15 protein-coding genes are annotated in these 13,666 nt (G+C 52.5%); 11 read left to right on the top strand and 4 right to left on the bottom strand.

The window, feature by feature from the left end; genetic code table 11:
* Window positions 1-3: 3 nt before the first annotated feature.
* The 4 genes from ACM615_RS13095 to flgA form a co-directional block, all read right to left on the bottom strand.
* On the bottom strand, window positions 4-1,464 hold the full coding sequence (locus ACM615_RS13095; RefSeq protein WP_431012010.1) for an SrfA family protein: 1,461 nt from the start codon (window positions 1,462-1,464) through the stop codon (window positions 4-6).
* A gap of 240 nt (window positions 1,465-1,704) precedes the next feature.
* A complete protein-coding gene (locus ACM615_RS13090) occupies window positions 1,705-2,154 on the bottom strand; it encodes a flagella synthesis protein FlgN (RefSeq protein WP_431012009.1) in 450 nt (149 codons plus the stop codon).
* A gap of 17 nt (window positions 2,155-2,171) precedes the next feature.
* Window positions 2,172-2,471 (bottom strand): flagellar biosynthesis anti-sigma factor FlgM, encoded by a 300-nt coding sequence (gene flgM, locus ACM615_RS13085; protein ID WP_113877427.1) that lies wholly within the window; start codon window positions 2,469-2,471, stop codon window positions 2,172-2,174.
* Between the two features lie 76 nt (window positions 2,472-2,547).
* Window positions 2,548-3,264 (bottom strand): flagellar basal body P-ring formation chaperone FlgA, encoded by a 717-nt coding sequence (gene flgA / locus ACM615_RS13080; RefSeq protein WP_113877428.1) that lies wholly within the window; start codon window positions 3,262-3,264, stop codon window positions 2,548-2,550.
* A 272-nt stretch (window positions 3,265-3,536) separates the two neighbouring features.
* On the opposite strand from flgA, the gene flgB reads away from it, so the two are divergent.
* The 11 genes from flgB (at window position 3,537) to flgL (ending at window position 13,612) form a co-directional block, all read left to right on the top strand.
* Complete coding sequence (gene flgB / locus ACM615_RS13075) at window positions 3,537-3,950, top strand: flagellar basal body rod protein FlgB (protein ID WP_431012008.1); 414 nt, start codon at window positions 3,537-3,539, stop codon at window positions 3,948-3,950.
* Between the two features lie 8 nt (window positions 3,951-3,958).
* A complete protein-coding gene (gene flgC / locus ACM615_RS13070; RefSeq protein WP_112287700.1) occupies window positions 3,959-4,363 on the top strand; it encodes a flagellar basal body rod protein FlgC in 405 nt (134 codons plus the stop codon).
* 11 nt (window positions 4,364-4,374) lie between these two features.
* A complete protein-coding gene (locus ACM615_RS13065) occupies window positions 4,375-5,049 on the top strand; it encodes a flagellar hook assembly protein FlgD (RefSeq protein ID WP_113877430.1) in 675 nt (224 codons plus the stop codon).
* Window positions 5,050-5,093: 44 nt separating this feature from the next.
* Window positions 5,094-6,320 (top strand): flagellar hook protein FlgE, encoded by a 1,227-nt coding sequence (flgE, locus tag ACM615_RS13060; RefSeq protein WP_129639239.1) that lies wholly within the window; start codon window positions 5,094-5,096, stop codon window positions 6,318-6,320.
* Between the two features lie 11 nt (window positions 6,321-6,331).
* Window positions 6,332-7,087 carry a flagellar basal body rod protein FlgF gene (locus ACM615_RS13055; RefSeq protein ID WP_120163766.1) on the top strand — a complete coding sequence of 252 codons (756 nt, stop codon included), beginning with the start codon at window positions 6,332-6,334 and terminating at the stop codon, window positions 7,085-7,087.
* 13 nt (window positions 7,088-7,100) lie between these two features.
* Complete coding sequence (gene flgG / locus ACM615_RS13050; protein ID WP_129639238.1) at window positions 7,101-7,883, top strand: flagellar basal-body rod protein FlgG; 783 nt, start codon at window positions 7,101-7,103, stop codon at window positions 7,881-7,883.
* 177 nt (window positions 7,884-8,060) lie between these two features.
* Window positions 8,061-8,801, top strand: a complete 741-nt coding sequence (locus ACM615_RS13045; protein WP_112287751.1) for a flagellar basal body L-ring protein FlgH — start codon at window positions 8,061-8,063, stop codon at window positions 8,799-8,801.
* A gap of 76 nt (window positions 8,802-8,877) precedes the next feature.
* Window positions 8,878-9,939, top strand: coding sequence for a flagellar basal body P-ring protein FlgI (locus tag ACM615_RS13040; RefSeq protein ID WP_238484712.1), 1,062 nt, complete (start codon window positions 8,878-8,880; stop codon window positions 9,937-9,939).
* A complete protein-coding gene (flgJ, locus tag ACM615_RS13035; protein ID WP_113877434.1) occupies window positions 9,939-10,886 on the top strand; it encodes a flagellar assembly peptidoglycan hydrolase FlgJ in 948 nt (315 codons plus the stop codon). Before ACM615_RS13040 ends, flgJ begins: the two co-directional genes overlap by 1 nt.
* A 121-nt stretch (window positions 10,887-11,007) precedes the next feature.
* Complete coding sequence (flgK, locus tag ACM615_RS13030; protein WP_431012007.1) at window positions 11,008-12,645, top strand: flagellar hook-associated protein FlgK; 1,638 nt, start codon at window positions 11,008-11,010, stop codon at window positions 12,643-12,645.
* 49 nt (window positions 12,646-12,694) lie between these two features.
* Entirely contained in the window at window positions 12,695-13,612 is a 918-nt protein-coding gene (flgL, locus tag ACM615_RS13025; protein ID WP_120163770.1) for a flagellar hook-associated protein FlgL, read from the top strand.
* Window positions 13,613-13,666: the final 54 nt, after the last annotated feature.

Raw genomic sequence — 13,666 nt, 5'->3', positions numbered from 1 at the left:
GAATTATTTACCCACTCTCAAAAGCGTCATCGGAACGACGGTGTTGTCTTCATAGCGGCCGGTACATTGGGCCGCGCCGCTGAGCGGTTGTCTGCAGGTGATTTCCGGCACCTGATAACGGGTGTCATCGCTGCATTTCGCTTTGGTGCGGCTCTTAATCAGCAAATTGCCTGACTGCATCAGCCCGAGATAAACGTCGGCTTTACAGACGATATTGTTGTTGCGGGTAATGCTGATGGTGCCTTCACTATTTTTGATCTGATAACGCAGACCCGGCGGGGTGCTGGTCAGCGGATTATTGACGTTGATGCTCGCCTTCCAGCGACCATTCATAAAGGCTGTGGATCCCGCTTTAACCTCATCAGCGGGCAGCACCAGTGCATTTTTATCGATGACCGGTTCCTCTACTTTTTCCACGACAGGCTCTTTCACTGACTCTTCTTTCACCGCTGGCGCAGGCGGCGCAACCACGACGGCAGGCTGAACCGGAAGGTGAGCAGACAGCAGGATTTTTGGCGTTTCGGCCATCGGTTCTGGCGCTGTTTCGGCGATAGTTGCAGGCACGTTGTTTTCCGTGGATCCGGCGCGGTAAGGCGTCACCACCAGCGACGGCATCATGGCGGCGATGTACGGCCAGGCGACTGGCAGGCCGATAAACAGGATGCCCACAAAGGCAATTTTCAGCATCAGTCTGCGCCACAGCGGTCTGGTTTTTTGGGGCAGTGCGGCGGGCTCAGCCTGCACGGTGGCAGCAGGCTCTGACGGCGGTGCAGAAGGCGATGAGAGCGTGACGACGACCGGCTGCGGATCAGCAAATTTTTCTTCTTCAGGCTCAGGCTCAGGCAGCGGATCGGAAGCCTCAATAACCAGCGGCTTATTGATCACAGAGGTACTGATTTCAGGCTTTTCAGCGTCCTGTTTTTCAGCCACCGGCGCAACAACCGGTTCGTGTTCCGTGGCGATTTCTGCCACCACAGGTGGCGCGATTTCACGCAGGCAATCGAGGGGATCATCCTGTTGCGGGTGGTTGAGACGGGTAAATCCCCAGAAAGTGATCACCGGTTTATCATTGACCAGATAGACATGCTGACTGGCGGGAAACTGCACCACCCGGGCCAGCAGTGAGCCAAATAACCGGACGGCGGTTTTTTCAGCCAGCAGGCAGCTTTTGCTCAGCGCACTGGCGCTGGTCAGGCAATTTTCCAGATACCGCAGGGCCTGTTCGCGTTGCTTATCGCTGGCGTAAGCCCACTGAGTGACGGTGCCTTCGTGCGGCGCGTACCAGTCCACTTTGTCTTCGGCTTCATTGTGCTGGGGGATCGCCAGGCAATCGAGGAGGATCTGTTGTTTACGCAGACGTAATGTTTCGCGAATTTGTATCGCGCTTTCAAATATTGTCTGGCCGTTTTCACCGAGCGCATTGTAATCGTCCAGATATCCACTGCGCAGTATTAGATTTGCCACTTCACACCCTGTTTAAAATTCCGCATATTTTTACGCTGGCTATTTTAACGGCTTTCGGGATGAAATAATGATAAACAGATTGGCCGAAGAACGAACAGAAGTGACGCTTATTAAGGAGATGGAAAATACAAAAAAAAGCTTCCCGCGACAGGAAGCTAAAATAGACAACAGAGTGGTTTTTTTAGATTTTTTATTTAGGGGACATAAGTTGTTAGTTTGTTAATGCTATTAATAATCCCGTTACACGCTGATATTATAAACCTTTCCTGATACAGGCGTCGCAGACTGACCTTCCTGACCATAAAGTGAGGTTGGCGTGCCAGCGTCATTCACCAGTTTTTTAATGCTTTCAGTTTTCTGAATATGCATTTCAAGCAAGTCATAAATCTTTTTATTGAGCTCGTTAGAGGTAGTGACTTTCCTGGTGATACTTTTCCACAGCAATGCAAATCTTGCGTTCTGATGATAAGGCGCAGAAAGATGTAACGGCTTTTCAATTTGCTTACGCAGGTCATCATAATGACTGATCGTCGCCAGCAACTGACTTTTGCTGTCAGATACAATTTGCAGGGAAACAGGATTAATCTGCGTCCGCCTTAATTGGTTTGCTTCTTCGACAAGAATAGCCTCCAGTTCACCCAGAGAATCTTGAATTTTTAGCAGAACCGAACGTAAGTTTTCCATTTTCATTAATGACTTATCAGAACTTATGAGAGTTGAAAGATGTCTTCGACCAGCGCATTGGCAATCTGGTCAGTATCAAGTTGTAATTCACCGGCATCCATGGCTGCGCGAATTTTTGCAAGACGGTCGTAGTCAACATCCTGTGAGCTGTCTGTCTGAATAGCCTGCGTCACTTTACTCAGCTTAATTTGCGTACCTGAGGTTTCGCTGGCTGCAACCGGTGCCGCGCTGATATCCGCGGCTTTCGGACGCATTTTTAAATCCTGCTGTTGCACATTCACAGCGGGTACTGAAAGAGGTTGAATTGTCCGGTCGATGCTCATGGTGTTCCTCTACATTCGTTGTTCTGGTGACCTCACGGTATATCTAAAATATCGGTGGCTGCCAAAATAACTAAAGCTATTCTTTTAAATTAATATGCACTTTTCCGTCCGGGGTCACCGTACCGGTCACAATTTGCCCTGAACGTGTGCTCAGTCTCACCGGCTGGCCTGCTGCGGCACTGTCCAGCGCCTTGGCTTTTATGCGGATCTGAAACCCTTCACCGGTGGCTAACACGTCCACTTCCTGGCCGGAAACCACAGACCAGCCTTTGCGGAGCTGATTTTCCACCACCGGCTGGCCTTTATTGATAGTGCGCGTGGCGGTCTGGCCGACAATGCTCTCCCGGTCGAAAATCAGCCCGGCGGGGAGTCTGTCCAGCGATCCGCTGCGCGGCTCAATATCATTCGCATCAATCACGCTGCCGGGTTTAATCCCGTGACGAGCCGTCCACCAGGTTCCCTGCGCCTGCACTGAAATCTGAATAAATTTACGTTTGTTTCCGCACTGCGCAATGATGCTTTTATTCCCGGTCAGACGCCGGTTGTTGCCTGCTACGGATAATTCCGGCGTAGCGCAAAGGGATGACAGTTGTTCAGCGGGCGTCAGAATCTTTATGGTGCGGGTAATGGCGCTGTCCGACGGTCTTTCATTATGGCTATTCACGAGCGCAGTAATGTGTGTTTTAAGCGTCTCAACAGACGGCGTAGCGGCAATGGCATCAAAAGCGGGTAAATAAAATATAAGGCTTAATAATGAAATTGCCGCAGTATAAAGAGGGCGGGGAAAAAACATGATGTGTACTGACCTTATATTATATAACGCAGGGCGGATCCCTTTTCCAACAACTTTTGACGGCTCAAAGTATAAGCCAGAAATTGCGTTTATTAACGTGTTAAATGCGCGAATTTGTGATGCCAATTTAATGGATTGCTTTGTGAAAATAAGCACGAAAAATCCATCCCGCTAAATGCGCTTATTTTTGTCATATCATCACAGTATAAAATTGAATCATTCGCCAATAGAATGTATGAGTTAATTTTCATAAGGCAGAGGGTTGTTTCTTCATGCTTGATAAACTCGATAATGCGCTACGTTTCCAGCAGGAAGCGCTGGGCTTACTGACTCAACGTCAGAATATATTGGCTTCAAACATTGCTAATGCCGATACGCCGGGATATTTAGCCCGGGATATTGATTTCTCTGAACAGTTAAAAAGTGCGGTGGAAAGAAATACGCCAGTACAGGGTCCTCTGACCTTGTCATTAACGTCAGGATCGCATATTCCCGCTGTGGCACCGGCAATAGATAACGGACAGCTGCTTTATCGTATTCCCGATCAGCCAAGTGCTGATGGAAATACTGTTGATATGGATCGTGAGCGTATCAGTTTTGCTGATAACAACATGAAATATCAGACCAGCCTGACCGTTTTGGGTGGGCAAATTAAAGGCATGATGAGTGTCATTGGCCAGGGTTAATTATTGTCATGTCTACGATGAGTATTTTTGATATTTCAGGTTCCGCCATGGCGGCCCAGTCTAAACGTCTGAACGTCAGCGCCAGCAATATGGCCAACGCCGACAGCGTTGTCGGGCCGGATGGTCAGCCTTACCGCGCCCGTCAGGTGGTATTTCAGGTGAACAGTGCGCCGGGTCAGGAAATTGGCGGCGTTCGCGTCAGCGATGTGGTGGAAAGTAATGAGCCGGATCGTCTGGTGTATGAGCCGTCAAATCCGCTGGCAGATGCTAAGGGTTATGTCCGTATGCCCAATGTGAATGTGGTGAACGAAATGGTGAACACGATTTCAGCCTCCCGCAGTTATCAGGCCAACGTTGAAGTGATGAACACGGCCAAATCGATGATGTTGAAAACATTAACGCTGGGTCAATAAGGGACAACGCCATGGCTGTTTCACCGGTAATGAATAATGGTTCATCTTCCCCGACGTCGACAGGCACGGGCAGCAGCGCGGCTGACCTGTCGCAGAGTTTCATGGAACTTCTGGTCGCGCAGATGCAGAACCAGGATCCCACTAATCCGATGGATAACAACCAGCTGACCTCTCAGCTGGCGCAATTTAACACCGCCGCGGGCGTCGAGAAGCTTAACAGCACCCTGGGTGACGTGGGTCTGATCGTCAACAGCATGCAGCAGATGAACGCCGCGCAATGGGTCGGACGCACCGTGTATATCGAAGGCGATTCCACCGTTTCCAACAAAGAAGGCGGGAATAAAGATTTCGGCTTCAGCCTCGATTCGGATGCCGACAAGGTGACCGTCACCCTGACGGATGAGCAGGGCAACGCCTATACCGCGGATGTGAAAGGGGCAAAAGCCGGTCCCAATAAATATTCACTGGACGATCTGGAGAACTTTAAGCCCTCCGATCCGACCGTTGATGAGACCAGCATCTTTAAGGTGACTTTCACCGCCTCCAACGAAAACGGCAGTGTGCCAAAAGTCACGTCACTGAAAAAAGGCACCGTTGAAAGCGTGTCCTTCACCAATGGCGGCGCTCAGCTCCAGCTGGGGCTGGACGGAACCGCGCCGATTGGCAAAGTGTATTTGATTGAGTGATCAGGTCTTCATATTTCATTTATTAGTGTTCAGGAAGAATAACAATGAGTTTTTCACAAGGTCTCAGCGGGTTAACCGCAGCTTCTCAGGCCCTCGATGTGGTCGGTAATAACATTGCGAACTCCCAGACTGTGGGCTTCAAATCCGGCTCCATTGCGTTTGCTGATGTCTTTGCCGGTTCTCAAATCGGGATGGGTGTACAGGTTTCCTCAGTAAACCAGAACTTCAGCGATGGCGTACTCGGGATGGGTAACAGTGATCTGGATATGGGTATCCAGGGCAACGGTTTCTTCCGTCTGGCCAGTGAATCCGGCAGCATTTTCTACAGCCGTAACGGACAGTTCAAACAGGACGAAAACGGTTATATCGTCAACAACCAGGGCATGTTCCTGACCGGTTATCAGGCCACCGGAAACCCGCCAGCCATTCAGCCGGGTGCGGCTGTCGGCCCGATTCAGATCCCAAATGGTCAGATGCCCGCGCGCGCTTCTGACGCCGGTACCCTGAAAGGCAACCTGGATTCGGGCAGCAAGGTCATCGATCAGACCGCGAACCCGTTCGATCCTGCGGATAATAAAAGCTACAACTCTGTGACTCAGCTGGACGCCTACGACAGCCTCGGTAACAAGCACACCATTAACGTGTATTACGTCAAAACCGGTGACAACGAATGGAAAGCCTATTCCAGTGATACCACCTCGCCAAATCTGAATGATCAGGGTGAGCCGGTCTATCAGGAACTCGGTTTATCTTTCGATACCGCAGGTCAGCTGACCACCAATCCGGCGAAATTAAGCATTCAGGGTGCTGGTTATAACGGCGGCGCACCGCTGAATTTCGATCTGGATATGGACGGAATGACCCAGCAGGCGTCGGATACGGACATGGGCAGCCCGACCACCACCGGTTACGCGCCGGGTATGATGAACGGCTATATGGTTGGTGATAACGGTCAGGTGATTGCAAGCTACAGCAACGGTCAGTCACAGCTGATCGGTCAGGTGGTGCTGTCAAACTTCACCAACCCGGGCGGTCTGACGTCCAAAGGTGACAACACCTGGGCAGAAACGCCGGAATCTGGTCAGCCTTCTACCGGCGTGGCCGGCACCGGGAATCTGGGGAACCTGCTGGGCAACAAGCTTGAGTCTTCCAACGTGGATCTGAGCAAAGAGATGGTCAACATGATCGTCTATCAGCGCAACTATCAGTCCAACTCGCAGACCATCAAAACCCAGTCTGAACTCCTTCAGATCCTGGCTAATCTGGGCTAAAGGCTGCTGCTATGGATCGCGCAATATATACCGCCATGGGCGCGGCAAATGCCGCCCTCAACCGTCAGGCCGTCACGTCAAATAACCTGGCGAATGCCACCACGACCGGATTTCGGGCACAGCTCGCGGCTTTCCGCGCCGTGCCGGTCAATGGTCCGTCCGTCGCCACCCGTACGCTGGTGACGGAATCCACGCCTTACCACGACGATTCGATGGGCGCCATCAACCAGACCGGACGCAATCTCGACGTTGCCCTGCCACAAAATGGCTGGCTGGCGGTCGCCTTGCCGGACGGTACTGAGGCTTACACCCGCGCGGGCAATATTGCCGTCGACAGCGAAGGTCTGCTGAGCATCAGAGGAATGCCGGTTCTCGGCGACGGTGGCCAGATTAACGTGCCACCGCAGTCTGAACTGACCATTGCGCCGGACGGGACGATCACCGCACTCGGTGCCGGTGATGAACCGACCGCACTGGCGCAGGTGGGCAGACTGAAGATGGTGAATTCACCCCTTCAGGATCTGACGCACGGCGATGACGGGTTGTTCCATATCTCTCCACAATCGCCAAACGCCGGGCTGGCTCAGCTTCCTGCGGATCCTGATTTACAGCTGATCCCGGGCGCGCTGGAAAGCAGCAACGTCAATCCCGCTAAATCGATGGTGGACATGATTGCGACCGCACGCGGCTTTGATATGAACATGAAAGTCATCAGTGCAGTGGATGACAACGAAAAGAAAGCTAACCAGCTACTGAGCATGGGCTAAGAGGAAATTCAGCATGATCCGTTCTTTATGGATTGCCAAAACAGGTCTTGAAGCACAACAGACCAACATGGATGTCATCTCCAATAACCTGGCAAACGTGAGCACCAACGGTTTCAAACGCCAGCGTGCGGTGTTTGAAGATTTGCTTTATCAGACCCTGCGCCAGCCCGGTGCTCAGTCTTCCGAGCAGACCACCATTCCTTCCGGTTTGCAGCTGGGTACCGGTGTTCGTCCCGTGGCAACCGAGCGTATTCACAGCCAGGGTAGCCTGACGCAAACCAATAACAGTAAGGATCTGGCGATCGAAGGTCACGGGTTCTTCCAGGTGTTGCTGCCCGATGGCACCACCGGTTACAGCCGCGACGGGTCATTCCAGTTTGATCAGAACGGTCAGCTGGTCACCGCCAGCGGGTATCAGGTTCAGCCTGCGATCACCATTCCGCAAGATGCTGACACCCTGACCGTCGGCAACGACGGCATCGTGAGCGTCACCGTACCGGGACAGACGGCGCCGCAACAGGTCGGGCAGCTGACGTTAAGCACGTTCATCAATGATTCCGGTCTGGAAAGTATCGGTGAAAACCTTTACCGCGAAACCCAGGCTTCCGGCGCGCCGAACGAAACAACGCCCGGTCTGAACGGGGGCGGCACCCTGAAACAGGGCTATGTCGAAACCTCAAACGTTAACGTGGCGGAAGAGCTGGTCAACATGATCCAGACTCAGCGAGCCTACGAAATTAACAGTAAAGCCGTTTCAACGTCCGACCAGATGTTGCAACGCCTCACACAACTTTAATTCTGTTTAAACTTTAATTCTGTTTAAACCTGAATCCTGTTTAAACCTGACTCCTGTTTAAGCCCGAATCGTTTTTAAACCTTAATCGTATTTAGAAGCCTCAAAGCACCCATACGCCCGGCCTCTGTCCTGCAGACGGGGGCCGCTTTATGGCTGCTTAAGCCTGTAGTGGATGAAATGAAAAACCAGCTTTCTTCTCTGTATCCCGTCCTGTTGCCGAACCGCACACGTGCCGCCAGCCAGCTGATCGCGGCCGGTGCGCTGACGTTGCTTCTGACGGGATGCGCTTATCTTCCTCACAAACCTTTAGTCGATGGCGTCACGACAGCCAGTCCGGCGGCGGCAGCCACCACTACCGCTAACGGGTCTGTATTTCAAACCGGGCAGGCGATGAGCTACGGCTATCAGCCGATGTTTGAAGACCGCAGACCCCGCAACGTGGGCGACACGCTGACCATTGTGCTGCAGGAAAATGTCAGCGCGAGCAAAAGTTCTTCGGCCAATGCCAACCGTGGCGGATCCACCGACCTTTCTGTTGATGCGGTGCCCGGTATGCTGGCCGGTTTACTGGGCGGTGACCGCGCAGCGACCTCGATCAGTGGCAAAAATGATTTCTCCGGCAAAGGCGGCGCTGCGGCGAAAAACACCTTCAGCGGCACGATCACCGTCACCGTTCAGCAACTGCTGGAAAACGGCAACCTGAAAGTCGTGGGCGAGAAGCAAATCGCCATCAATCAGGGAACGGAGTTCATCCGTTTCTCCGGTGTGGTTAACCCGCGGACCATCAGCAGCAGTAACACGGTTATCTCCACTCAGGTGGCGGACGCCCGCATCGAATACGTCGGTAACGGCTACATCAACGAAGCGCAACAGATGGGCTGGTTACAGCGTCTGTTCCTGAATTTATCTCCTTATTAATGGTTAACAGACGACAGTTATGAAAACTTCATTTCTCTCGCTGTGCCTGACGCTGTTCTGTGGCCTGATTTTCATCATGCCGCAGAATGTACAGGCAGAGCGTATTCGCGATTTAACGTCGATTCAGGGTATTCGCAGCAATTCCCTGATGGGTTACGGGCTGGTGGTCGGCCTTGACGGCACCGGCGACCAGACCATGCAAACGCCTTTCACTACCCAAAGCCTGAGCAATATGTTGTCCCAGCTGGGGATCACCGTGCCCGCAGGCACCAACATGCAGCTGAAAAATGTGGCGGCGGTCATGGTGACCACTGATTTGCCTCCTTTCGCACGTCCGGGCGAGAAAATCGACGTGGTGGTGTCTTCGCTGGGTAACGCGAAAAGCCTGCGTGGCGGCACATTATTAATGACGCCACTCAAGGGTGTGGATAACCAAATTTATGCGCTGGCGCAGGGGAATTTACTGGTCTCCGGTGCGGGGGCGCAAAGCGGCGGCAGCCGTGTGCAGACCAATCAGCTTAACGGCGCGCGCATCAGCGGCGGCGCCACGGTAGAACGTGAAGTGCCGGCCAGTTTTGCTCAGGAAAATACGCTGCGCCTGCAACTTAACGATGATGATTTCACCGTCGCCCAGCAGATCAGTGATGAGATTAACCGCCGCTTCGGGGGTTCAACCGCCGTAGCGGAAGACTCGCGCACCGTGAAGTTGTTTGCCCCGTCCGGCAGTGCCGCCAAAGTGCGCTTCCTGGCCGATGTGCAGAACATCCCGATCCGTATCGGCATTATGGATGCCAAAGTGATCGTCAACTCCCGCACCGGTTCGGTGGTGATGAACCGCCATGTGACGCTGGACGCTTGTGCGGTGGCGCAGGGTGATCTGACCGTCGAAGTCTCGCGCAGCAATCAGGTCAGTCAGCCGGATACACCTTTCGGCGGCGGTCAGACGGTGGTGACACCGAATACGCAGATCTCCGTACGTGAGCAAAATGGTTCGCTGCAACGGGTGAATACCAGTGCTGATCTCAATAATGTAGTCCGTGCGCTGAACAGCCTGGGCGCGACGCCGAATGATCTGATGTCGATTTTGCAGTCGATGAAAAGTGCCGGTTGTCTGCGCGCCAAACTGGAGACCAACTGATGAGCAGCTCACCGCTGACTTCCGGTGCGGCGTTTGATGTCCGCGGCCTTGATGCCCTGAAGCGCGAAGTTAAAAGTAATTCGCAGGAAGGGATCAAAGCGGCGGCTAAGCAGATGGAAGGCATGTTTATCCAGATGATGCTTAAAAGTATGCGCGACGCCTCTTTTAAGGATGGCCTGCTGAACAGCCAGCAGTCGGATATGTTCACCTCCATGTATGACCAGCAGATCTCTCAGGACATTGCCTCGCAAAGCAAAATGGGGTTTGCCGACCTGATGGTCAGACAAATGGGGGGAGAAGTGACGCCGGTGACGAATACACCCGGTGTTGCTCCGGCACCTTATGTGCTCAACGGCGGCGGGTATGCGTCCCGCGTCCCGCTGAGCCGGTCTGAGCAGATGACATCTGAAAGCCTGAGCGCGGCGCAATATTCCCGGGGAACAGAGAAAAACAGCCACTTTATTTCCCGGATGCTTGAACCGGCAATAGCGGCGGCAAAGAAAAGTGGTATTCCGCATCAGCTGATTATTGCCCAGGCGGCGCTGGAGTCAGGCTGGGGAAATAAAGAAATTACCACAACAAATGGTAAACCAAGTCATAACTTATTCGGAATAAAAGCCACGCCGGACTGGAAAGGTGAATCGACAGAAATAACCACCACCGAGTTTGTCAACGGCACGGCGCAAAAGGTCAAAGCCGCGTTTCGCGTATATCCGTCTTATTCTGAAGCGCTGGCCGATTACACGTCTCTTCTGACGAATAATCCACGTTATCAAAATGTTGCGCGTTCCGGCTCACCGGAAAGGGCGGCGCACGCCCTGCAGTCAGGCGGATATGCCACCGATCCGGCGTATGCGAAAAAATTGATCAACATCATTAATCAGGTGAAAGGAAATATCAGTCAGGGCGTGAATGCCTATAAAACCGATCTTTCTTCAATTTTTTAGCTTTCGGCGTTTTAGTTTATTTTCGAAGTACCGATAGATTAAACAGGTGCGAATTTTCCTAGAGAATAATTCTGGACAAAGGCGCTAACAACTTTAGCCAAGAACACAATGTTGGTGATTTATGAATCTTTTTAATCTGGCTCAGAGCGGGCTCAGCTCAGCACAGGCAGCGATGAATGTCGTGGGCAACAATATGAACAATGCCTTAACGTCAGGCTACAGCCGACAGAGTATTATTCTGGGCGAAGCGGGCGGCAGAACCACCGGTTCCGGCTACTTCGGTTACGGGGTTCAGGTGAATGGCGTTCAGCGCGCTTATAACGGATTTGTGAATAACCAGCTGCGCGGCGCGTACACAGAATCATCAAGCCAGGTCGGGCGTTATCAGCAGCTGACCCAGATTGATAATATGCTGGGTGATAACACCAGCAACATCTCCACCTCGCTGAACAGCATCTTTAAATCGCTTGAGGAAATGAGCGCCGATCCGGTCAGTCAGGCTGCGCGTCAGGGAGCTTTATCCCAGTTCAAGGCGATTTCTTACCAGTTCAATACCAAGAGCAATACCCTCAACGGGCTGGAAAAAAGCACCAACACCCAAATTTCTCAGAGTGTTTCTGACATCAACGCCGATGCCAAACAGCTCGCAAAACTCAATGACGAAATCGCCAAGATCCACGGACGCACCGGCGATCTTCCGGCTGATCTGCTCGATCAGCGCGATGCATTGTTAGAACGCCTGAGCACGCAGGTGGGCATCAAGGTCAACGAAAACACCACCACGGGTCGTGTGGACGTGACGCTGTCCAACGGTATGCCGCTGGTGAACGGCAACCGCTCTTATGCGCTTGAAGCGTCGGTTTCCGCTGAAGATCCTTCCAAAACGGTTGTGGCTTACGTCGATGCCTCAGGCAACAAAATGCTGCTTGATGAAGACAAAATGAGCGGCGGCAAGCTGGGCGGATTATTTAAATTCCGCAATGAAGATCTGGTCGAAGCCCGTAACCAGCTGAACCAGCTGGCTTTGCAAATGGCTAACCGCTTCAACGAGGTCAATGCCGCAGGGTTCGATCTCGACGGCAATCCGGGCGGTAACATCTTCAATATTGCTGACCCGACCGCACTGGCAAACCGTGGAAATACCGGCGACAGCTCGCTGGACGTGTCCTTCTCCGATATCAGCAAAGTGAAGTCAGAGGATTACACCTTAACCTTCAAAGGCCCGAACGATACTGACTGGGAAGTGACCACGGCAGATGGCAGAACCATCAACCCGACTGTCGGCACTAACGGCGAACTGGAGTTTGAAGGGGTATCCATCAAACCGCAGGGAACGCCTCAGCCGGGTGACAGTTTCGTGATGAACCCGACAGCGGGCGCGGCCGGAAAGCTCAGCGTGGCTATTACCAAAGGCGACCAGATCGCAGCATCGAGTAAAAGCGGCGAAGAGAGCAATAACGAAAACATCAAGGATATGCTGGCGATCAAGACCGAAACGTTGATTGGCAATGGCACGCTCACCGAAGCCTATTCCAGTCTGGTCAGCTCCGTCGGTTCTTCCATGACCGCGCTTAAGGCAGATAACGAAACAACGTCCAAAGCCACCGCCGCTATCGAATTGGAAAAGCAGTCGGTTTCCGGCGTGGATCTGATGGAAGAGTCGGTCAAGATCCAGATGTACACCCAGTATTATCAGGCCAATGCACAAGTGTTGCAGGCCGCGAACACACTTTTTGACACTCTGTTGAGTCTCCGCTAACCCGTGAATGTGTCACGGGCAGCGTGGCACGCTATTAAGGATGATTGTGATGCGCCTTAGCACTCAGTATATGTTTCAAAACAATATCAACAGCCTCTCCAGTTCGATGAATACCGCTAACGGTATCAGTATGCGTTTATCCGCAGGTCAGCGGTTGCTGAACCCTTCTGATGACCCGTCAGGTGCGGCGCAGGCCATCATGTACCAGAACTCTCTGGCGAATATGAAGCAGTTTGATTCGGCCCGTGGTTTTGCGAAAGACGCTCTGAACTTTGAAGATAATACCCTCAACTCGCTGGGTAATATTCTGACCAAGAACCTGAGTGAAAAAATCGTAGCGGCAGGCAAAGGTACGATGTCTGATGCTGACCGTCAGGCGGTGGCGACGGAACTGCAGGGGATCCGCGACAACATGCTGGATCTGGGCAATGCCAAAAACAGCAATGGCCGCTACGTTTTCGCCGGTTATAACACCGGAACCGCGCCGTTCGAAAAAGACGGCACCTACATTGGCGGCAATACGGCCATGACGCAGATTGTGGCTGACAGCACGGAAATGCAGGTCGGACACACCGGCAGTGACGTGTTCATGAGCGGAACGCCGGACGACCTGCTTGCCCAGCTCGACAGCGCCATTGCTGCACTCAATACCCCGATTACCGATGACGCGGGACGCGAAGCCCTGCAAAAGACGCTGGATGGCGTGAACGTGTCCATCAAAAAAGGCATCGATAATTTAGGGCGGATTCAGGCAGAAGTCGGGACCAATCTTCAGCAAATTGACGCCCTGAACGCCACGTCAATGGTTCAGCAAATCAACGTGGAAAGCAGCCTGCAAGAGACTGTCGGGTCTGATTATTCCACGTTTATCACGCTGGTGAGTCAGTCAAAAATGGCCGAATTTAGCCTGAATGCCTCAATGATGGTTTTCCAGACCATGCAGAAGATGAATATTTTTAACATGTAAATCCGTGCATGACTGAGAACGGCAGCATCCGCGCGATCACTGCGTTATTACGAT

The sequence above is a fragment of the Rahnella sp. PAMC25617 genome, from assembly GCF_050606005.1.
Taxonomy (GTDB): Bacteria; Pseudomonadota; Gammaproteobacteria; order Enterobacterales; family Enterobacteriaceae; genus Rahnella; species Rahnella variigena.
The sequence above is the reverse complement of the archived record's forward strand: the minus strand, read 5'-3'. Positions and strand labels throughout refer to the sequence as shown.